The organism is Nesterenkonia aurantiaca, from assembly GCF_004364585.1.
Lineage (GTDB): Bacteria > Actinomycetota > Actinomycetes > Actinomycetales > Micrococcaceae > Nesterenkonia > Nesterenkonia aurantiaca.
Genome location: NZ_SOAN01000007.1, coordinates 1 through 19952, shown reverse-complemented (window position 1 = coordinate 19952; position 19952 = coordinate 1). Strand labels below are relative to the sequence as shown.

Genomic DNA, 19952 nt, shown 5'->3' with positions numbered 1-19952 from the left:
CCTCGCAGCTTCATGTCTGAGCGGGACGCAGGTCTGCGAGCGAACAGGATGGCAGCACGATCCAGCCCTCGCGCTCGGCTCGCGCCTGGTGTTCGGCAGGCGGAGGGTCATACCGACCCAGTGCAGCGGCGCGCGCGGCAAGGGCCGCCACCACGGCGTCGAAGGCATCGGTGGACTCCACCATGAGCTGCGCGTGCGGGCCCAGAGCCAACCAGGGTGCGTCGCGCTGCATCCGCTGCACCAGTGCCCGGCGCACCTGCGGGTCCGCCCGGTATCCGCGAACCTCCCACTCCCAGGTTCTGAGCGTGGCCCCGGGGTAGACCTCTACGACGACGCCGGTCCGGCCGGACCGGTCGACGAGAAGCCCGCTGGCCGCGAGTCTGCCGAGAAGACCCGCGCAGCGCATCGCGGTCAGACCGATCCGGTCGGTCGAGACGCTCAACGGCCAGCGTCCGATCTTCTCGCGGATCCACCGATCGGTCTCCCGGTAGGCCAACGTCCGGCGCCATTGCATGCGCCCATCCGGGCGCTGCTGGGCTGCGAGGTTCGCATGATCGGCGATGAACGAGACGAACTCATCGGGCCAGCCGAAGGCGCAATCGATGCCGATCCTGGTGATCCCTGCAGCGGCCTCGGTGATCTCCGCGTCCTCGACGTCGAGACTCAGCTGGACCAGTCGGGCGCCTCCGGATCCCCACTCGATCGTGGCCAGGGCTGTCCCCTTGCTCTCGGCGGCCAGATCGACCCCGGCGGTGCGCATCGGGACATCAGTCATGACCCTGACGCTACCCAATTGGACCCGGCGGTGCGTGTGCCGAGCCCTCGGAAGCGCTCCCGCCACGGTTTATCGCATCCCTATGCCATGTCCCATGGCTATGGACGGAAATAACGATGGGACATGGCATAGGGATGCGACAGATGCGCGGAAGGAGCTGCGGAGCTGCGGGGAGCAGCGGGGAGGAGCGGGGCGGAGACGCCGCCGGGTCAGTCGGTGGCGGCGGCGGTCTGGGCGATCACGGTGCGGAAGCGCTGGGCGATGGTGACCACCGAGGCGACCCCGAGCAGGGTCAGCACCACCAGCAGCACCGAGGAGTGCAGGCCCAGGCCCGTGAAGCCGGTGAACACCAGGGTCAGCACCATCCGCTCGGAGCGTTCGGCGATCCCGACGTCGGCGGTGTAGCCCAGCGCCTCGGCCTTGGCCCGCACATAGGAGACCAGGTTGCCCGCCAGCAGGCAGAACGCCGAGGCGATCCCGAGCCAGACGTGGTCTCCCCCGGTGAAGAACCAGATCAGCAGGCCCAAGAACACCGCGCCGTCCTGGACCCGGTCCAGGCAGGAGTCCAGGAAGCCGCCCAGCACCGATCCCTGGCCGCTGATCCTGGCCATCAGCCCATCGACGAGATCCGAGAAGACGAAGACGGTGATGAACACCGTGCCCCAGAACAGCTCTCCCATCGGGTAGAAGACCAGCGCGCCCAGACAGACACCGATCGTGCCGATCACCGTGACCATGTTCGGGGTCATTCCGATACCCAGCAGCGCCTTGGCGATCGGGGTGAACAGCCCGCCGAAGAAGGCGCGCGCGTAGCGGTTGAGCATCTAGCGGTTCGCCTCCCAGGCCTCGGCCACCAGGGCGCGGGTCTCGCCCAGCGTCTGTGAGAGGTTCTTCGTCTGGGCGATGATCGGCATGAAGTTGGTGTCCCCGTTCCAGCGCGGGATCACGTGCTGGTGCAGGTGCGCCGCGATGCCTGCCCCGCCGACCTTGCCCTGGTTGACCCCCAGGTTGAACCCTCCCGGGTTCGCCGTGGCGCGCAGCACGCGCATGCACTGCTGGGTCAGCGTGATGAACTCCGAGGCTTCCTCGGCGTCGAGGTCGGTGAGGTCCGGGACGTGCCGGTAGGGGCAGACCATCAGGTGACCGGGGTTGTAGGGGTAGAGGTTCAACAGCACGAAGCAGCGTTCACCGCGGTGCACGATCAGCGACTCCTCGTCGCTGCGCTTCGGCCCCTGGCAGAACGGGCAGTCGCTTGACCCGCTGACCTGGTCCTGGCCGCGCTGCTGGTAGGCAGCGCGGTGTGGGGTCCAGAGGCGCTGGAAGGCGTCGGGCACGCCTGCCAGTTCGAACTCGTCGCCGGACCCCACCCGACTCAGCCTTCCTTGGATTCGATGGCCGCGAGGATCCGGGCCACGGCCGCGTCCACCGGCACCTGGTTGTCCTGGCTGCCGTCGCGGAACCGGAAGGAGACCGCACCGGCGTCGACGTCGTCGCCCCCGGCGATCAGCACGAACGGGATCTTGTCCTTCGAGGCCGTGCGGATCTTCTTCGGGAAGCGGTCGCTGCTGTCCTCGAGCTCGGCGCGCACCCCGGCGGCCTGCAGCTTCGCGACGACCTCGGTGAGGTAGTCGTTGAACGGCTCCGCCACCGGGATCGCGCGGACCTGGACCGGGGAGAGCCAGACCGGGAACGCACCTGCATAGTGTTCGGTGAGCACGCCGAGGAAGCGTTCGATCGAGCCGAACTTCGCGGCGTGGATCATCACGGGCTCCTGGCGGGTGCCGTCGGCGGCCTGGTATTCCAGGCCGAAGCGCTCGGGCTGGTTGAAGTCGTACTGCACGGTGGACATCTGCCAGGTGCGGCCGATGGCATCGCGGGCCTGCACGGAGATCTTCGGTCCGTAGTAGGCCGCGCCGCCGGGATCGGCGACCAGCTCCAGACCGGTCTCGGTGGCGACGTCTTCAAGCACCTTGGTGGCCTCCGCCCACTGCTCGGCGCTGCCGATGAACTTCTCTGAGTCCTCGTCCCGGGTGGAGAGCTCCAGGTAGAAGTCATCGAGTCCGAAGTCGCGCAGCAGCGAGAGCACGAAGCTAAGCAGGTGGCGGACCTCATCGGGGGCCTGCTCCTTGGTGACATAGGAGTGGGAGTCATCCTGGGCGAAGCCGCGCACGCGGGTCAGGCCGTGGATCACGCCGGACTTCTCATACCGGTAGACCGAGCCGAACTCGAAGAGTCGCATCGGCAGCTCGCGGTAGGAGCGTCCGCGGGAGCGGTAGATCAGGTTGTGCATCGGGCAGTTCATCGCCTTGAGCCGGTAGTCCTGGCCCTGCTTGGTGATGTTGCCCTCGGCGTCGCGCTCCTCATCCACGTGCAGCGGCGGGAACATGGTGTCGGCGTAGTAGGGCAGGTGTCCCGAGGTGTGGAACAGGCCGTCCTTGGAGATGTGCGGGGTGCCCACGTACTGGAAGCCGGCCTCGATGTGCCGGGTCCGGACGTAGTCCTCCATCTCGCGCTTGATGATGCCGCCCTTGGGGTGGAACAGCGGCAGTCCGGAGCCCAGCTCGTCGGGGAAGCTGAAGAGGTCCAGCTCGGAGCCCAGTCGACGGTGGTCGCGACGCTCGGCCTCGGCGAGCCGCTCCTTATAGGCCTTGAGGTCGTCCTTGGTCGGCCAGGCCGTGCCGTAGAGGCGCTGCAGCTGCGGGTTGGACTCTTTGCCGCGCCAGTAGGCGGCGGCGGAGCGCATCACGGCGTAGGCGTTGGCGATCAGCTTGGTGTTGGGCAGGTGCGGGCCGCGGCACAGATCAGACCAGATCCGCTCGCCGTGACGATCGACGTTGTGGTAAATCGTGATCTCCCCGCCGCCGACCTCGATGTTGGCGCCCTCGGCGGCCTCAGCGGCACCGCCTGCGCCGGCGGCAGCGCTGGCGACGCCGAGCAGCTCGAGCTTGTACGGCTCATCCGCCATCGCGGCCTTGGCCTGATCTTCGCTGACCACCTCGCGCTCGAACTGCTGGGTCTGGTTGATCAGCTTCTGCATGGCCTTCTCGATCTTCTTGAGATCCTCAGGCGTGAAGGGCTCGGCGACGTCGAAGTCGAAGTAGAACCCGTCGGTGATGTAGGGGCCGATGCCGAGCTTGGCCTCGGGGTAGAGCTGCTGGACCGCCTGGGCCATCACGTGGGCAGTGGAGTGGCGCAGGACGTTGAGCCCGTCGGGGCTGGCGATGTCCACGGCCTCCACGGCGGCGCCGGCCGGGATCTCCCGGGAGAGGTCCCAGAGCTCGCCGTCCACCCGCATGACCACGGTGGTCTTGTCCGCGGCGAAGAGCGTGGTGCCGGTGGTGCCGCGCTCGATGCTCGCCGTCTCGCCGTCGCGGGTGATGCTGATGGATTCAGCCGGCGCTGCGGCCTGGGACGGGGCTTCCGATGCTGCGTTTTCGGACACTTGGGATGTACTCCTCATGGATGTTCTGCGGACGCAGGTGATTCTACGGGAACGCCGGCGGAACTGAAGCGGGGCTCAGTCGCGCTGGCACCCCGGACACCAGTAGAGTCTTCGGCCCTGCAGCTCGGCCGCCTTGATGACCGTCCCGCAGCGTGGACAGGCGGTGCCCTGATGCTTATAGACCCAGTGCCGACGCGAGCCGCCGGTGCGCACGGTGCGGATCCGACCCTCGGCGACCCCGTCGCGCAGCTGCTCGGTGAGTCGGTCCCACAGTGGTGCCGCGCGCTCAGGATCCAGCTGGTTGCTGGGCGTATACGGGTCGAGCCCCTCGAGGAAAAGGGATTCTGCGCGGTAGATGTTGCCCACCCCGGCGATGACCGCCTGGTCCATCAGGGCGGCGGCGATGCTGATTCGACGTCGGCTGAGATTGTGCAGGAAGAGCTCGCGCAGCTGCGCATCGGCTCGGGCGTCCTGGCTGATCCCCTGGCGCAGCGGATCCGGCCCCAGCCGATCCACGACAGCCTGGTACTCGGTCAGGTCCAGCACCGCGCAGGTGGTGGGGCCGCGCAGGTCCGCCCACCCGTGCCGGGCGCTGACCCGGGCGCGCACCGCACCCTTGGGCGGTTCTGGGATGAGCCAGCCGTCCTCGGCGTAGCGCGGCTCGAGGGTCCCCACCGCGGCGCGCGGGGCACCGACCGTGGCCTCTGCCGCAAAGTCCGCATCGCCGCGGAAGCTGAACGCGCCGTAGAGCCCCAGGTGGACCTGCCACACCTCGGGACCGAGGTGCACGAACAGGTGCTTGCCCCAGGCCTCGGCATGCTGGGGCACCTGCCCGTCCAGACGCTGCGCGCCGGCGATGAAACGTCCCTGCGGAGAGCTGACCCGCCACGGATGACCGGCGAAGACCGTGTTGATCTGCGCGGCGAGCCGGTGGAGGGTGTGGCCTTCAGGCATGGATCAGTCGAGGATCTCGCCGGTGAGCTCATAGTGGGAGATCTTCCCGATCCGGCGGGCGTGGCGCTCATCTCCGCTGAACTCGGCACCCAGGAAGGCCTCCACGATCCCGGTGGCCTCCGCGAGGCTGTGCTGGCGCCCGCCGAGTGCGACGACGTTGGCGTCGTTGTGCTCCCGGGCGAGGACCGCGGTGTCGTGGTTCCAGGCCAGCGCGGCGCGGACCCCGGTGACCTTGTTCGCGGCGATCTGCTCGCCGTTGCCGGATCCGCCCAGCACGATCCCCAGCGCGTGCCTGCCCGCACCCTGGGCGGCCACCACCGCCGCGGCGGCGCGGATGCAGAACGCGGGGTAGTCATCCAGCGCGTCGTATTCCTGCGGTCCGTGGTCGATGAGGGTGTAGCCGAGGCCGCGCAGATGATCCACCAGGTGGGCGGAGAGCTCCATCCCCGCGTGATCGGTGGCGATGTGGACTTCGATGCTGTCTACCATGATCTCTTCTCAGACCTTTCGGGACGAGGGCGCGGGTGGCCCGAGGGCCGGGTCAATCCTACGTCGCGCGGCGAGGGGCCGGCGCTGGCCGCTGGGCAGCGCTGCCGACGGGAACATGGGCCGAGCGAGTATCGTTGCACCCTGCACCGCGCAAGAGGAGGAACATGTCCGAGCAAGAGTCCCAGCCCGCCCGCGAGCTTCCGAAGTTCTCGAACCGCCTGGGGGCACCGATAGCCACCGTGCGTCCAGTGGGCAAGCCTCCGTCCCAGGTCTCCGGCCTGCCCGGGCGCGCGGCGCCGCCGAGCTCAGGACCCTCCGACGCCGCCCTGGCCAACCCCGCACCGCCCGCCCCGGAACCCTCCGGCGCCGAGCAGCAGAGCTTCTACGATGCCGTCGGTGGGCGCAAGACCTTCGAGACCATCGTCGAGGTCTTCTACGCACATGTGGCCGAGGATGAGGACTTCCGGGCGATGTACCCCGAGACGGACTTGGAACCTGCCAAGGAGCGCCTGCTGATGTTCTTGGAACAGTACTGGGGCGGACCGCGCACCTACCAGGAGCAGCGCGGGCACCCCCGGCTCCGGATGCGGCACATGCCGTTCGCCGTGGACGCGCAGGCCCGGGACAAGTGGCTGAGGTTCATGCGCGCCGGAGTCGACGCCGCGGAGCTCTCCCCGCTGCACGAGCAGATCCTCTGGGACTACCTGGAGCGCGCCGCGCACTCGATGGTCAACAGCTGAGCCGGAGAGGCTCACACCTCTTCGGGGTGAGCGTCTTCAGCTCAGGCGCCTGAAGGCACTTAGCTCAGAGACTCGGCTCCCGGGTGCTGCGGCACAGGATGTAGCCGCCCTGCGAGCTGAGCCGGACCCAGCGGCCCCGACGGTGGATCGCGGTGGAGCCGCCAGCGCCCTCGGAGGCCAGGAAGTTCAGCGCGTGGGCGCCGAAGGCCGCGCCCGCCGGGATGGCGGCATCGCTGCGCTGCTGCGCCTGGGCCGCCTGCCCACCGTCTGCTGAGGCATCGGTCTCCAGGTCCCGGCCCCAGACCTGTTCCCGGACCTGCTCGACGACGGCGGCGCCCGCCGTGGTCGGCACGGCTTCGGTGATCTGGGCGATGCCTGATGCGGCCTGGGAGCGCAGCTGGTCATCGGCCACACTTCCCAGCGGCTCCCAGCCCGAGCGAGGTGGCGTCACGGCCGCCCAGGGCACGCTGAGCCGGCTCGGCGGCAGCGAGAGCTCGGTCTCCGCCGGGTTCATCCGGGCGATGCGCTCACTGATCGAGCTGAGCTCCGCGGTGACATCGGCCCGGGACTCCTCGGCCAGGGCGACGGTGCGCAGTCCCAGCACCGCCGGCAGCTGGCTGGTCAGCGATCCCGGGGTCATCACCGGCACCCAGGCGGCAAGCACCCGGCCCACGGCCTGGAGCCGGATGCCTTGTTCTTGGATCCGCCTGGCGCGCTTGATGTAGGTGGAGAGGTCCTGGAGCGAGACGGCTTCAGCGAATCGCAGCGAGTCAGTCATGGGGCTCATTCTTCCAGAGCAGAGCGCACCTCATCGACCAGCACCTCCATGTAGCGCCGCGCCTCGCGGGGGTCCTGGTCCGCGATCGCTCGGGCCACGCCGTCGTGGGCGTCCAGCGCCTCTGGCATCGGTCGGGTCGGCATCAGACCATGCTGGGTGCGCCCGGAGAGGACCTCGGCGACGACGTCGGCCAGGGCAGCGAACATCGAGTTCCCGCCTGCTTCGAGCATCAGCCGGTGAAAGGCGATGTCCGCCGTGATGAACTCCGTGAGCTGCTCGGACTCCCCCAGCCGGCGCATGGTGGCGGCCAGATCCAGCATCTGATGTGCCTGGACCTCGGTCCGTCGAGCCGCGGCCAGCGCGGCGGCCTCGGTCTCCACCGCGATGCGCAGCTGGGTCAGCTCGATGAACGCGCCGCGCGCGTCGGCTGAGGCCAGGCGCCAGGCGATCACCGAGGGCGACATCACGTCCCAGTGCTTCGCGGCGGTCACCACCAGGCCTATGCGTCGCTTGGAGTAGAGCAGACCATGGGACTCCAGGACCTTGACGCTGTCTCGGGCCACGGTGCGCGAGACCCCGAAACGCTGTTGCAGCGACTCCAGGGTCAGCACGGCCCCAGATCGATGCGCCCCATCGACGATCTCGCGTCCGAGGGTCTCGGAGATCGCGTCACGGCCCACCCGGGCCACGGCAGAGTTCGCCACGGAGTCTCCTTCATCGACGCAGAACCAAACATCACACCTTTAGAACTTAAAGGTGCTATCTTAGCTGGAACGTGGTCCCCGTCACAGGGGGCTCGAGAACCAGCCCTCAGCACAAAGGAATTCGATGTCGAATCCCCCAGCACAGCCTAGCCCGGGTGAACCCACACCCCCTCGTCACCTCGTGGTGATGGGCGTCTCCGGCTCTGGAAAATCCACTCTGGCAGCCGCCCTTGCGGCAGACCTTGGCCTGCCGATGGCTGAAGCAGATGAGTTCCACCCACCTGAGAACATCGCGAAGATGGCGGCCCAGACCCCGCTCACCGACGAGGATCGCTGGCCCTGGCTCGAGTCCCTGCGCGATTGGATGTCCACCCAGGCGGCGACCGGCAGCGTGATCACCTGCTCCGCGCTGCGGCGCAGCTACCGCGATGTGCTGCGCACCGCCGCAGGGCGGGTGGTGTTCCTCCACGTGGATGTGGAGATTCCGCGGCTGAACACCCGACTGGCCCACCGCAGCGGACATTTCATGCCCCCGGCGCTGTTGGAGTCTCAGCTGAGCACCCTGGAAGCCCTCGAGCCGGGAGAGGACGGCGTGGTGCTCGCCAATGACACCACGGTCGAGAACCTCCTGGAGTCGGCCCGAGCCTGGCTCCGCAGCAATGCCTCCGCCTCCGACTCCATCGATGAGCAGAATCCCTCGTGACACTCGACGCTTGATCCTGCTCCCCCGGAGCCGGGCTGAAGGGCCGTTAGAGTGGAGGCACCTGACCCTGTCCACGCCCGAAAGGACGTCGCATGCCTGATCGCCGTTATGAGGTGCCCGCCGCCGCCGAGTCGGTGCAGCAGCTCGTGGACATGCTCCAGCTGAAGCACCTGGATCCCAGCGATGCCGAGGCGGCCGCCGGACGCAGCGGCGAGGATCATTTCCTCGGGCCGGTGTTCAAGCAGGCCTATTGGCGGGTCTTCGGCGGGCAGGTGCTCGCCCAGGCGGCGACCGCGGCCATGACCACGGTGGATCCTGACCGGCTGATCCATTCGGTGCACGGCTACTTCCTTCGCCCCGGTGACGCGAGCAAGCCGATCCAGGTCTCGGTGGAGCGGCTGCGTGACGGCGGCTCCTTCTCTGCTCGCCGCAGCCAGGCCTATCAGGACGGGACCCCGATCCTGTCCATGATCGCGTCCTTCCAGCGGCCTTCGGCCGGAGTGGCACACCAGCGCACGATGCCTGAGGGGGTCCCGGATCCCGAGGATCTGGCACCTCCCCAGGAGCTTGTGGGACACGTGAAGCACCCGATCGTGCATGAGTGGGCGCATGGACGCCCGTTCGACATCCGCCATGTGGACCGTCCGATCTACCTCGAGGCCGACCAGAATCCGCATGCCACCAGCGCGGTGTGGCTCAAGACCAAGGCCGCGCTGCCCGATGATCCCAATCTCCACCGGGCCGCGATCCTCTACGCCTCGGACTACACGCTGCTGGAACCGGTGCTGCGCCGGCACGGTCTCTACTGGGCCAAGCCGGAGATGAAGGTCGCCTCACTCGACCACGCCATGTGGTGGCACCGCGAGGCCCGCGCCGACGAGTGGCTGCTCTATGTCCAGCAGAGCCCGAGCGCGCAGAACGCCCGCGGCCTGGCGCAGGGGTCCATCTACAGCCGCGACGGCGCGCTGGTCGCCTCGGTGGCCCAGGAGGGCATGGTGCGGCCCCCGGAAGGTCTGCGCCCGAAGCTCTCCGAGAAGATGCAACAGACCCTGGTGAACAGCTCCCGCGCCACTCGGGCGATCAACAAGAAGTACGCCCAGACCTGGTCCTCGCGCTACCTGGAGACCTGAGCCTGGCGGGCTGGAGGCCAGCCCGCCGCGACTCCGCCACCCGGGAAGAGGATCGGTTCCTGACGGGCGGGCTCAGCAACTGGTGATCAGCGCCACGCTGCGGTAGGCCTGCAGCGTAGCGGTCGCCGTCGCCTCCCAGGAGTAGGAGCGGGCAAGCGTGGCCGCGGTCGCGCTGTAGCGGCTCCAGGCCCGCCGGTGCAGCACCAGCCAGCGCAGCTGCTCGGCCCACAGCGCAGGGTCCAGGCTAGGGATCAGCCGGCCGCTGCGGCGGTGGGTGATCAGCGAGGAGAGGCCGCCGACGTCGTGGGCGATCACCGGGGTGCCGCAGGCCATGGCTTCGAGCGCGACCAGCCCGAAGGATTCGCTGAACGAGGGCACCAGGACGGCGTCGCTGCCTCGGAAGAGCTCTGCCAGCTCCTCATGCGGCAGCGGGGGCAGAGCCTGGACCGCATCGGCGACGCCGGCCCGGGCTGCCAGGGATTGGAGGTCCAGCACGTCGTCTCCGCTCTGGCTGCCGGCGACCACGAGCTGCACCGGCACCTCGGGCATCATCCGGCGCAGCGCGCCGAGGGCCTCCACGGCGACCTGCGGCCCCTTATGCGGCTGGAGCCGCCCGGCGAAGGCCAGGCGCAGCGCGCGCCCGGCCAACGGGCCGGAGCGCGGGTCCCTCCCCGCCGGCGGATGGAAGATCTCCAGGTCCACCCCCGGCCGGACCAGCGCGATGGAGGCGTCGGCGAGGCCGAAGAGCCGTTTCAGGTCGGCGATCTCGCGCTCGGTGTTGGCGGTCACCAGATCCGCGGCGCGGGCGATCTCCGCCTCCGCGAGGCTGCGCCGCGGGCTCGCTGAGGCCGTCGGGTCCAGCTCCTGCTTCACCGCAGCGATCGTGTGCATGGTGTGCACCAGCGGCGCCGAGAGCGCCCGGGCCAGCTGGATCCCGGCCAGCCCGGAGATCCAATAGTGCGAGTGCACCGTGGTGACCGGATTCATGTCGATCGATTCCAGGCTGCGCAGCGCCCGGGCGGCGAGCATGTCGACCCGTTCGGGCAGCAGTGACTTCTCGGCCCGCGCCTGCTCGCCCACAGCCAGGGTGTGGATCCGCCGGCCGTCATCGAGGACCGTGACGCTGTCCGCGCCGGCGGAGGTCTCGGCGTCGACGTCGCTGGTCACGATGTCCACGGTGAGACCCGACTGGGCGAGAGCCGCGCTGAGCGCGTTGACATAGACGTTGAGCCCTCCGGCGTCCCGATTTCCGGCCTGCGCCAAGGGTGAGGTGTGCAGGCTCACCATGACCACGCGGGCCGATTCCGGGTCGGTCTGCGAGGCTCGGCAGACCCCCGCAGGGACGCAGTCGGTGGACATGTGGCTCTCCATGACGCCGCGCGGCGGCGCGGCTGAGGGGTGTGGTGGTTCGGTCCTTATGCTACAGCGCGGTCATCGCCGCAGGTATTCCGCGCATTCGTTCGCGGCGTCGCCCTCGGGGGCGGAGGCACGCTCAAGCAGCCAGAGCCCCTCAGCATCCTCGATGACCGGTTCGAAGCCGAGCCGCTCGGCCCGCTCGAAGGCCTCCGCGGGGCTCAACGGGTTCGAGCCGCCCAGCTCCTGAACGGTGTCGTCGATGATGAGCCAGGTCAGCGCGTCCTCGTCGGTGGTGCCGTGCAGACCCACCGAGGTGCGGTCCACCAGGTGCGGCACCGCGGTGTCCGCGGCCTCCACGCAGACGTCGTCGGGCACGGCCTCGGTGACCTGCTGATGCGCCAGCGCCCGGTCCCCCATGGTCCAGTTGTCCGCGGTCACCGTGCGCTGCAGCGGAAAGACTCCGGGGAACGCCAAGGTGCCGACCAGACCGACCGCGATGACGGTGCCGGGCAGACCGACGGCAAGCGGTTTGAGCCGCGGCCAGCGCGCGATGAGCCGACGGGCGACGTCGAAGCCGGCGAGCAGGAAGATCGGGGTCAGGATCGCGTCGTACTGATAGATCACCGACCAGACGTTCGCTCGATCGTTGAACAGCCGCGAGAGCAGGATCGGGGCGCCGAGGAGCACATACGGGGAGGCGAAGGGCAGCAGCAGCAGCGGCAGGAAGTGCAGCGCCCAGAGTCCCACCTTGGTCGGGTGATCGAAGAGGATCACCACCGCGTTCCACGGCTGGGTGAGCAGGAAGACGATGGCGGCACCCGCGCTGGGTCCCAGTGCGGTGAACTCCCAGTAGCCGAACTCCCCGGCTGCGGAGAAGTGCGGGATCACCAGCTCCACGGCGAACCAGTAGCCGAAGACACCGAGGCCGGCGGTCACCAGCGCGGGCAGCCAGGCGCGCTTGATCGCGAGGACCAGGCTGAGCGCGATGAGGGTGACTCCCATGTCCTCACGCACCAGCAGCAGCGCCGCGCCGAGCCCCACGGCGAGCCACATCCGGCGACGCTCGATGGCCCAGATCACCCAGGCGATGAGCGGGACTCCGAAGGCGATCTCGTGGAAGTCCCAGTTCACCAGCGCCTGGAAGGGCCAGAAGAGCAGCAGCGCGACGGCGGCCAGCAGGGCCGGAAGGTGGCTGAACCAACCGCGCACCACCAGGTAGACCGGGATCGCTGTGGAGACCAGCAGAGCGATCATGCCGATGTTGAGCACCCGGGGATCGTCCCAGATCCAATACAGCGGGGCGAAGGCGGCGATGATCGGGTGGAAGTGATCCCCCAGCAGGTGGAAGTCCTCGCCCTTGATCGGCACGATCGGCGCCTTGAACAGCGAGTACTGGCGCACCGCCTGATCAAAGATGCCCAGATCGTAGCCCTTGGCCTCGAAGTTGCGGAACCGCAGCAGGGAGTGCGCGAGATACAGCAGAGCAGCCGCCGTCATGACGGCGGCCAGCTGGAGTCTATGCGAAATGGACAAGTGCCCCGGGGGGGATTCGAACCCCCGACCGGCGGATTAGAAGGCCGCTGCTCTATCCCCTGAGCTACCGAGGCGTGGACACGCAGAGTCTCAGCATCCTGAGCAGGTCCAGGCAGAGAGTCTACCTGCTCCTCACGGCCCCGGTTTTCCCCAGCGTCCCTCGCCACGCCGCCGAGGCGCCGGTCATCCACACCCACCGAAGATGACCCTGCCGGGCAGCCTGACCGCGAACACTGGTGGGACCCCGTCTCCGACTGCCACGGCCTGCGGCGGGGCCAGGCACACCGTGCCGTTCCTGAGCGGCCGTGACAGAGATGGAGGAGAGCAATGAGCGAAACGATCACCGTCCGCGGATTCCTGGGCGGCGAAGTGGAGGAGTTCACCACGCTCCAAGGGCTGCCGATCTCGAACTTCCGGCTCGGCTGCACGCCCCGGCGCTTCGACCGCAAGACCGAACAGTGGGTCAACGGGGAGACCAACTGGTACACCGTCTCGGCCTTCCGTCAGCTGGCCCAGAACGTCAAGAGCAGCCTGCACAAGGGCGACCCGGTGTTGGTCACCGGACGGCTGCGGGTGCGGCAGTGGGAGAACGAGAAGGGTCAGCGCGGGACCTCGGTAGAGATCGACGCCGAGGCCATCGGCTATGACCTGACCTTCGGCTCGGGCTCTTTCACCCGGCTCGGTGGCGCAGGCTCCGGGGAAGACAGCGGGCGCAACATGACGGAGTCGAACTCGGAGTCCTCCAACGGCTCTTCCAGCTCCGCCGCGGAGACTGCCTGGGGTACCGAGACCGCCGAGGCCCGGGAACCGGCCGAGGAGAAGGAGGCAGCCCCCTTCTGACCGGCACGACGCCGAGCGAAGGACCATGTCGAGCGAGGGACAATACGGGCACACGACTCGGCCCGCCCGCGGTCACCGAAGTGGTGTCGCGGGCGGGCCGAGTCAGCCTCGCAGGTTCCTCTGCGGGTTGATCGAGCAGATCAGTCGGTGACTGGGCTGCGGGATCAGTCGCGGGTGAGCCTGCGGTGAGTCACGCGGTGCGGACGGGCCGCATCGGCGCCGAGCCGTTCCACCTTGTTCTGCTCGTAGGACTCGAAGTTGCCCTCGAACCAATACCAGTCGGCAGGCTTCTCGTCGGTGCCCTCCCAGGCCAGGATGTGGGTGGCCACGCGGTCCAGGAACCAACGGTCGTGCGAGATGACCACGGCGCAGCCGGGGAAGTCCAGCAGAGCGTTCTCCAGGGAACCGAGGGTCTCCACGTCGAGGTCGTTGGTGGGCTCATCGAGCAGCAACAGGTTGCCGCCCTGCTTCAGTGTCAGGGCCAGGTTCAGCCGGTTGCGCTCACCGCCGGAGAGCACACCTGCCTTCTTCTGCTGGTCCGGACCCTTGAAGCCGAAGGCCGAGACGTAAGCGCGCGAGGACATCTCGACGGCACCCACGTGGATGAAGTCCAGCCCGTCGGAGACGACCTCCCAGAGGCTCTTCTCCGAATCGATGCCGGCGCGTGACTGGTCGACGTAGGAGAGCTTCACGGAGTCGCCCACAGCGAGCTTGCCGCCGTCGAGCTCTTCCATGCCCACGATGGTCTTGAACAGCGTGGACTTGCCGACGCCGTTGGGACCGATGACCCCGACGATGCCGTTGCGCGGCAGCGAGAAGGAGAGTCCTTCGATGAGCTGGCGGTCGCCGAAGCCCTTCTGAAGGTTCTCGGCCTCGATGACCTGGGTGCCCAGGCGTGGGCCTGGCGGGATCTGGATCTCGTCCATGTCGAGCTTCTTGGTGCGCTCGGCCTCGGCGGCCATCTCTTCGTAGCGGTTCAGGCGGGCCTTGGACTTGGTCTGGCGCCCCTTGGCGTTGGAGCGCACCCACTCCAGCTCGTCGGAGAGTCGCTTGGCCATCTTGACGTCTTTCTTGCCCTGAACCTTCAGGCGGGCCTGCTTCTTCTCCAGGTAGGTGGAGTAGTTGCCCTCGTAGGGGTAGAGCCGACCGCGGTCGACCTCACAGATCCACTGGGCGACGTGGTCGAGGAAGTAGCGATCGTGCGTCACGGCCAGCACGGCGCCCTCGTAGGCGGCCAGGTGCTGCTCGAGCCAGAGCACGGACTCGGCGTCGAGGTGGTTCGTGGGCTCATCGAGCAGCAGCAGGTCCGGCTTGGAGAGCAGCAGCTTGCACAGCGCCACGCGGCGGCGCTCACCGCCGGAAAGCACGCTGACGTCCGCCTCGGGTGGCGGGCAGCGCAGCGCGTCCATGGCCTGCTCCAGCTGGGAGTCGAGGTCCCAGGCGTTGGCGGCGTCGATGGCTTCCTGCAGGGTGCCCATCTCGGCCATCAGGGCGTCGAAGTCAGCGTCGGGGTTGGCCATCTCCTCGGAGATCTGGTTGAACCGCTGCAGCTGCTGGTAGATCTCGCCGACGCCCTCTTGGACGTTGCCGAGCACGGTCTTGTCCTCGTTGAGCGCGGGTTCCTGCATCAGGATGCCCACGGAGTATCCCGGGGAGAGACGTGCCTCGCCATTGGAGGGCTCATCGAGGCCCGCCATGATCTTGAGGATGGTGGACTTGCCCGAACCGTTGGGTCCGACTACGCCGATCTTGGCACCGGGGTAGAAGGACATGGTGACGTCATCGAGGATGACCTTGTCGCCCACTTTTTTGCGGGCGCTGATCATGGTGTAAATAAACTCTGCCATGGTCCCCAGGCTAGTCGGCGGGGCAGAGAATCTGCTAATGGCCCGCTGGGCCGTCCGGGCTGATCGGGCTTGCGCGGGTCAGTCGATCAGGTCCAGCTGATGCGGAGTCCTCGCGGTGGCCGGACGCAGCTCCACCCGCCATCGCTGGGAGGCCAGCTCGGCGACGTCCTCGACCGTTTCAGGCTCGGCACCCTCGGTGCGCAGCAGCATCCCCGCGAGGATTCCGCGGGCATGCTTGGCGAAGTGCGTGACGACCTTCCGCTGCCCGTCGCGCTCGGTGAAGCTGTTGACCATCAAGGTCTGTTCCGGCGCGGAGCGGTGGGCTTGGGCGTAGGAACTCGAGCGGCAGTCCACGACCAGCTGATCACCGATGTGTTCGGACAGCGGCTCGGCCAGGGCGGTCTTCCAGAAGCTGCCCAGTCGACCCGGTGCGGGACGTGCTGGAGCCGCACCGGGACCCTGCCCAGTGCCCGGGGCGCTGAGACTGACGCCCATGGAGAGGCGGTAGGCCGGGATCCGATCGGTGAGCGAAGTCACACCGAAGAGCCCGGAGAAGATCAGCACCTGCTTAGTAGCCCGGTTCAGCTGCTCGGGGGTCAGGGATGCGGAGTCCAGGGCCTCGAAGAGCACCCCGGTGTAGATCTCGTGCGCGGGTGCCGTGGGGGCGGTGCCGAGGTGGGCGTTGGCGCGCACCTCGGGCATCACGGTCTTGCCCACATTGAGGATCTGCTGCGCGTCCTCCTGCGCACTGACCTGGACCAGCGCGTCCATCACGGTGCTCCGAGCCTGGTCCAGCTCGGGCAGGATCAGGCTGCGCAGATCCACCGCGGATGCACTGGGATCGCTCGGGGGTGTCTTGCCCTCGGAGGGCGGCAGGAAGATCAGCACCGGGCAAGGCTAGCAAGCCGCCCGGGGAGGGACCGCCTCCGCGCGCCTGCGGCCTCAGGACCGGCCGTGTGCCCGGCCTCACCGTCGTGCCGGGGGCGGTGACTAGATCCCGTACCATGGTGAGCCGGGACGGGTCGGTCAGACCATCGCGGCTCGAGACTGAGGCCCGCCGGAGACGGCGGATAACTGCCTCGGGCCGAGGAAAGTCCGGGCTCCACAGGGCAGGATGGTGGGTAACGCCCACTCGGGGAGACCCGCAGGCCAGTGCCACAGAAAACAGACCGCCCGCGGCGCTCGTCGTCGCAGGTAAGGGTGAAACGGTGGTGTAAGAGACCACCAGCGCCCCAGGTGACTGGGGCGGCTAGGCAAACCCCATCCGGTGCAAGGTCGAACAGGATGTGTTTGAGGGCTGCCCGCCCGAGCATCCGGGTTGATCGCTTGAGGTCCGTGGCAACACGAGGCCCAGATGGATGATGGTCCGCCTCGGTGAGCAATCACCGCGGCGACAGAACCCGGCTTATCGACCGACCCGTCCCCCACCCGCTCCCCCGTGCCCTCCACGGCGCGCGTGAACGCGCTCCGCTCTCCGGCGCCGAGCCAGTCGGCTTCGGCTAGACTCGCCTACGGACACATCGCGGTGTTCGCTTGTGATTCGAACACCCGATGGGTCCACGTAGACAATGACGTCTAGACGAGTGAGGACACGTCCAATAATGACCACTGAAGCAGACGAACAACTGCGCAGCTGGATCGACCGAGAGTCCCAGGCCGAGGCCATGATCCCTCTGCTGGGCAAGCTCTACCGTGAGAACAATGTGGTCACCGGGATCTACGGTCGCCGACTGGTCAATCGGTCCGCCATCGAGATCCTCAAGGCGCACCGCTTCGCCCGCCAGGTCGACGAGACCGAGCTTCCGGTCTCCCAGACCCTGCCCTTGGTGCAGGCGCTGACCACGCTGGATCTGGGCGCCGCAAGCATCGACGTCGCCCGGCTGAACTCCCGCTACAGAGCTTCTGCCTACGCGGCCTCCGAGGACATGGACGGCTTCCTGCGTGAGGAGCTGGCCGAGGTCATCGGCCGCGGCGGCGAAGGCATGATCGAGCCCCGCGACGTGGTGCTCTACGGCTTCGGCCGCATCGGACGGCTGCTGGCCCGGATCATCGTTGGCAACGCCTCCTCGGCCTCGGGGCTGCGACTGCGCGCCATCGTGGTGCGCCAGGGTGCCGAGGACGACCTCGCCAAGCGCGCCTCGCTGCTGCGCCGCGACTCGGTCCATGGGCCCTTCGAAGGGTCCATCCGGGTGGACCAGGAGAACCAGGCGATCATCGCCAATGGCACGTTCATCAAGGTCATCTACGCCTCGAACCCGGCGGAAGTGGACTACACCGCCCACGGGATCAGCAATGCCGTGGTGGTGGACAACACCGGCCGCTGGCGCGACGAGGAGGGGCTCAGCCAGCACCTCAAGGCTAAGGGCGTCTCCCGGGTGCTGCTGACCGCTCCGGGCAAGGGCGACCTGAAGAACATCGTGTTCGGGGTCAACCACGAGGAGATCACCGACGAGGACACAATCATCTCCGCGGCGTCCTGCACCACCAACGCGATCACCCCGGTGGCCAAGCTCATGGACGAGGCCTACGGGATCGACCACGGGCATGTGGAGACGGTGCACTCCTACACCAATGACCAAAACCTGATCGACAACTTCCACCCCGGGGAACGCCGCGGCCGGTCCGCGGCGCTGAACATGGTGATCAGCGAGACCGGTGCGGCGAAGGCCGTGGCCAAGGCGCTCCCCCAGCTGGCCGGGAAGCTCTCCGGGAACGCCATCCGCGTCCCCACCCCGGACGTCTCGATGGCGATCCTGAACCTGGAGCTGGACCGCGAGACCACCAAGGAGGAGCTCAACAAGTTCCTGCGGCGTGAATCCTTGGAAGGCCCGTTGCACAAGCAGGTCGACTACATCGATTCCGCGGAGGTGGTCTCCACCGATTTCGTGGGCACCCGAGCTGCGGGAATTGTGGATGGGCTGGCGACCATCGTGAACGGCAAGCAGGCAATCCTCTACGTCTGGTACGACAACGAGTTCGGCTACTCCGCTCAGGTGGTCCGGGTGCTGGAGCACATGACCGGCAGCGCCCCGGTGAAGTACCCGAAGGTGCAGCCGCGCGAGGCTTCGGTGAACAGCGGCGCCCCCACGGCGGCTCGCTGATTATCGGACGCGGTTAGTACTGAACTGCAACACGACGACGGCGACCCTCAATTCCTGGGGCGGGTTGCCGTCGTCGCGCTGGCTTGAGGGGCACCCTGAACCTCCGGAACCTACCTGCCATGCAGTCTGAACGTGGGCTCGTGGAATCCCCGTCGCAAGCAAACTCTCAAGGCATTGTCCAGCTTGTTCGTACGCACTCGGCACCAGGGGGAGGCCACGCCTTCTCAGCGGCTCTCCCGGCAACCAAGTTCACGACCACCACTTCTGCTTAGAGGACTCGCGCCTCGTTTCGGTTGGGTCGATTGTTCTAGCTTCAGTGCGATGTCGGCACTCCGTGCGTTGGGAAAACCTCACGGGGATGAGCCTGTCAAAGCTAACGGGTTCGATTCACAGCATTTGGACGGGCTCCGGAAGCGGAGGAAGACCGGGAGCCTTAGCCAGCCCGCCCCACCGTCATCGATGAGTTCACGAAGGGTCCACGCGGCACAGAACATGGCGGCAGTACTCTTGTGTCGCTGCTCTGTGGCAAGCGAACTACCCTGAAAGGACCGTCTACCTGAGGCGCCAGCCATGTTATCGAGCGGATCGACCGCGAATACATGCAGTGCTACCTCCCCCTGCGTTTACACCGTTCCCATCTGAGGGTCAGAGGCCGCGCCAGGCCATCAACCGCGATACCGTTTGGGCAAGGAGTCCACAGCTCCAGGTCATGGTTGCGGCGGAGAGCTAGACTGCATGGCCCCATGCGCCCAGGGCACCGCCAGATTCCTGTCACATCCAATCGATCGAGCAGGACGGCAACACTCGTAAATAAGACTTCAGGACCACGCTAGGCCGAGTGGATGAACTCCAAGATCCTCTCGCCGCTTCGCGCGATTTCTCGATGGTCCGCTCTTTGTGCGGCGGCATAATCAGGTTGAGTCTCGTGATGGAACTGGCTGGCATAATCATTCATCTCTCGGAGATCCTCTACCCGAGAAGCCATAACAGCACACGGCGAATCCGTCCCAGCTGCTTCCTCTATCGCCGAGATTGCCTTTCCTAGCGTTATCCCGGTCGGGATCACCTCTGGATACTTGCGGTGCAGATACCCTTCGAGCAGCAGGCGGAGGGCGATTGCGCCAGATGTCACTCGTTCGGGTTCGTTTATGCCACCAGACACGACACCTGAAACAAGTTTATAGTTCCTCAAGTAGTCGGACTGACAAGGGTCTGCTGCACCGGTAGGTGACATCTACTCTGGCTTGCCTGCGGGCGGCCTGGAAGGATGTCACAGTGCCCAAGCCCTATCCCTCAGAGTTCCGCGACGATGTTGTCCGCGTGGCCAGGAAACGTGAGCCCGGAGTCACGATCGAACAGATCGCCAAAGACTTCGGAGTCCACTCCATGACGCTGCAGAAATGGCTGCGCCGGGCCGAGATCGATGACGGCGCCAAACCCGGCCAGACCCGCACCGAAGCCGCCGTGGTTGGGTCCCCGGGTAGGAGTCCAGTGACTGTGTGGGTTTCGCATCCGATAATGGGTGCAGGAGGAAATTCACTGACATGGCACGTAGACATA

General features: G+C 67.4%; 18 protein-coding genes, 1 tRNA gene and 1 other RNA gene. 7 read left to right on the top strand and 13 right to left on the bottom strand.

Features of this window, described 5'->3' with window-relative positions; all coding sequences use genetic code 11:
* Positions 1-10: 10 nt before the first annotated feature.
* The 6 genes from EV640_RS09525 to EV640_RS09500 form a co-directional block, all read right to left on the bottom strand.
* Positions 11-775 (bottom strand): DUF429 domain-containing protein, encoded by a 765-nt coding sequence (locus EV640_RS09525; protein ID WP_243832291.1) that lies wholly within the window; start codon positions 773-775, stop codon positions 11-13.
* A 209-nt stretch (positions 776-984) separates the two neighbouring features.
* Complete coding sequence (gene pgsA, locus EV640_RS09520) at positions 985-1599, bottom strand: phosphatidylinositol phosphate synthase (RefSeq protein ID WP_036475340.1); 615 nt, start codon at positions 1597-1599, stop codon at positions 985-987.
* Positions 1600-2151: an HIT family protein gene (locus EV640_RS09515; RefSeq protein ID WP_369797207.1), complete on the bottom strand. Its 552-nt coding sequence runs from the start codon at positions 2149-2151 to the stop codon at positions 1600-1602.
* The gene (gene thrS / locus EV640_RS09510; protein ID WP_051501135.1) at positions 2148-4217 is read right to left on the bottom strand and encodes a threonine--tRNA ligase; all 2070 of its coding nucleotides are present in this window, start codon (positions 4215-4217) and stop codon (positions 2148-2150) included. The genes EV640_RS09515 and thrS overlap by 4 nt, the downstream gene beginning before the upstream one ends.
* A 75-nt stretch (positions 4218-4292) precedes the next feature.
* Positions 4293-5171, bottom strand: a complete 879-nt coding sequence (locus EV640_RS09505; protein ID WP_036475346.1) for an Fpg/Nei family DNA glycosylase — start codon at positions 5169-5171, stop codon at positions 4293-4295.
* A 3-nt stretch (positions 5172-5174) separates the two neighbouring features.
* The gene (locus EV640_RS09500; protein WP_036475350.1) at positions 5175-5660 is read right to left on the bottom strand and encodes a ribose-5-phosphate isomerase; all 486 of its coding nucleotides are present in this window, start codon (positions 5658-5660) and stop codon (positions 5175-5177) included.
* Between the two features lie 326 nt (positions 5661-5986).
* Between EV640_RS09500 and EV640_RS09495 the strand changes: the two genes are divergently transcribed.
* The gene (locus EV640_RS09495; RefSeq protein WP_051501145.1) at positions 5987-6400 is read left to right on the top strand and encodes a globin; all 414 of its coding nucleotides are present in this window, start codon (positions 5987-5989) and stop codon (positions 6398-6400) included.
* A gap of 64 nt (positions 6401-6464) precedes the next feature.
* Here EV640_RS09495 and EV640_RS09490 read toward each other — a convergent pair whose 3' ends face one another.
* Positions 6465-7178: a DUF8185 domain-containing protein gene (locus tag EV640_RS09490; RefSeq protein WP_243832290.1), complete on the bottom strand. Its 714-nt coding sequence runs from the start codon at positions 7176-7178 to the stop codon at positions 6465-6467.
* A gap of 5 nt (positions 7179-7183) precedes the next feature.
* A complete protein-coding gene (locus tag EV640_RS09485; RefSeq protein ID WP_036475353.1) occupies positions 7184-7882 on the bottom strand; it encodes a FadR/GntR family transcriptional regulator in 699 nt (232 codons plus the stop codon).
* Between the two features lie 124 nt (positions 7883-8006).
* On the opposite strand from EV640_RS09485, the gene EV640_RS09480 reads away from it, so the two are divergent.
* A complete protein-coding gene (locus EV640_RS09480; RefSeq protein ID WP_051501138.1) occupies positions 8007-8585 on the top strand; it encodes a gluconokinase in 579 nt (192 codons plus the stop codon).
* 92 nt (positions 8586-8677) lie between these two features.
* On the top strand, positions 8678-9715 hold the full coding sequence (locus tag EV640_RS09475) for an acyl-CoA thioesterase (protein WP_036475358.1): 1038 nt from the start codon (positions 8678-8680) through the stop codon (positions 9713-9715).
* A gap of 72 nt (positions 9716-9787) precedes the next feature.
* Here EV640_RS09475 and EV640_RS09470 read toward each other — a convergent pair whose 3' ends face one another.
* From EV640_RS09470 to EV640_RS09460, 3 genes are all read right to left on the bottom strand, one after another.
* A complete protein-coding gene (locus EV640_RS09470; protein ID WP_166645903.1) occupies positions 9788-11074 on the bottom strand; it encodes a glycosyltransferase in 1287 nt (428 codons plus the stop codon).
* A gap of 72 nt (positions 11075-11146) precedes the next feature.
* Positions 11147-12568, bottom strand: coding sequence for a DUF2079 domain-containing protein (locus tag EV640_RS09465; protein ID WP_051501141.1), 1422 nt, complete (start codon positions 12566-12568; stop codon positions 11147-11149).
* A gap of 37 nt (positions 12569-12605) precedes the next feature.
* Positions 12606-12678: transfer RNA gene (locus tag EV640_RS09460), tRNA-Arg, on the bottom strand.
* Between the two features lie 253 nt (positions 12679-12931).
* Here EV640_RS09460 and EV640_RS09455 point away from each other — a divergent pair.
* The gene (locus EV640_RS09455) at positions 12932-13444 is read left to right on the top strand and encodes a single-stranded DNA-binding protein (RefSeq protein ID WP_084479548.1); all 513 of its coding nucleotides are present in this window, start codon (positions 12932-12934) and stop codon (positions 13442-13444) included.
* A 164-nt stretch (positions 13445-13608) separates the two neighbouring features.
* On the opposite strand, the gene ettA is transcribed toward EV640_RS09455, so the two are convergent.
* On the bottom strand, positions 13609-15291 hold the full coding sequence (gene ettA / locus EV640_RS09450) for an energy-dependent translational throttle protein EttA (RefSeq protein ID WP_036475362.1): 1683 nt from the start codon (positions 15289-15291) through the stop codon (positions 13609-13611).
* Between the two features lie 78 nt (positions 15292-15369).
* The gene (locus EV640_RS09445) at positions 15370-16179 is read right to left on the bottom strand and encodes a YaaA family protein (RefSeq protein ID WP_036475364.1); all 810 of its coding nucleotides are present in this window, start codon (positions 16177-16179) and stop codon (positions 15370-15372) included.
* Positions 16180-16309: 130 nt separating this feature from the next.
* Here EV640_RS09445 and rnpB point away from each other — a divergent pair.
* The 3 genes from rnpB to EV640_RS13735 all read left to right on the top strand — a co-directional run.
* Positions 16310-16715: RNase P RNA component class A (gene rnpB / locus EV640_RS09440), an RNA gene on the top strand.
* A gap of 177 nt (positions 16716-16892) precedes the next feature.
* Positions 16893-18392, top strand: coding sequence for a glyceraldehyde-3-phosphate dehydrogenase (locus EV640_RS09435; protein WP_133726342.1), 1500 nt, complete (start codon positions 16893-16895; stop codon positions 18390-18392).
* A 1275-nt stretch (positions 18393-19667) separates the two neighbouring features.
* The coding region (locus EV640_RS13735; RefSeq protein WP_208292196.1) for a transposase at positions 19668-19952 on the top strand (285 nt) is incomplete at its 3' end.

Coding starts and splice junctions, on each gene's coding strand:
- EV640_RS09525 (WP_243832291.1), bottom strand. CDS start 775: ATGACTGATGTCCCGATGCGCACCGCCGGGGTCGATCTGGCCGCCGAG.
- pgsA (WP_036475340.1), bottom strand. CDS start 1,599: ATGCTCAACCGCTACGCGCGCGCCTTCTTCGGCGGGCTGTTCACCCCG.
- EV640_RS09505 (WP_036475346.1), bottom strand. CDS start 5,171: ATGCCTGAAGGCCACACCCTCCACCGGCTCGCCGCGCAGATCAACACG.
- EV640_RS09500 (WP_036475350.1), bottom strand. CDS start 5,660: ATGGTAGACAGCATCGAAGTCCACATCGCCACCGATCACGCGGGGATG.
- EV640_RS09490 (WP_243832290.1), bottom strand. CDS start 7,178: ATGACTGACTCGCTGCGATTCGCTGAAGCCGTCTCGCTCCAGGACCTC.
- EV640_RS09480 (WP_051501138.1), top strand. CDS start 8,007: ATGTCGAATCCCCCAGCACAGCCTAGCCCGGGTGAACCCACACCCCCT.
- EV640_RS09475 (WP_036475358.1), top strand. CDS start 8,678: ATGCCTGATCGCCGTTATGAGGTGCCCGCCGCCGCCGAGTCGGTGCAG.
- EV640_RS09470 (WP_166645903.1), bottom strand. CDS start 11,074: ATGTCCACCGACTGCGTCCCTGCGGGGGTCTGCCGAGCCTCGCAGACC.
- EV640_RS09465 (WP_051501141.1), bottom strand. CDS start 12,568: ATGACGGCGGCTGCTCTGCTGTATCTCGCGCACTCCCTGCTGCGGTTC.
- EV640_RS09455 (WP_084479548.1), top strand. CDS start 12,932: ATGAGCGAAACGATCACCGTCCGCGGATTCCTGGGCGGCGAAGTGGAG.
- ettA (WP_036475362.1), bottom strand. CDS start 15,291: ATGGCAGAGTTTATTTACACCATGATCAGCGCCCGCAAAAAAGTGGGC.
- EV640_RS09435 (WP_133726342.1), top strand. CDS start 16,893: ATGACCACTGAAGCAGACGAACAACTGCGCAGCTGGATCGACCGAGAG.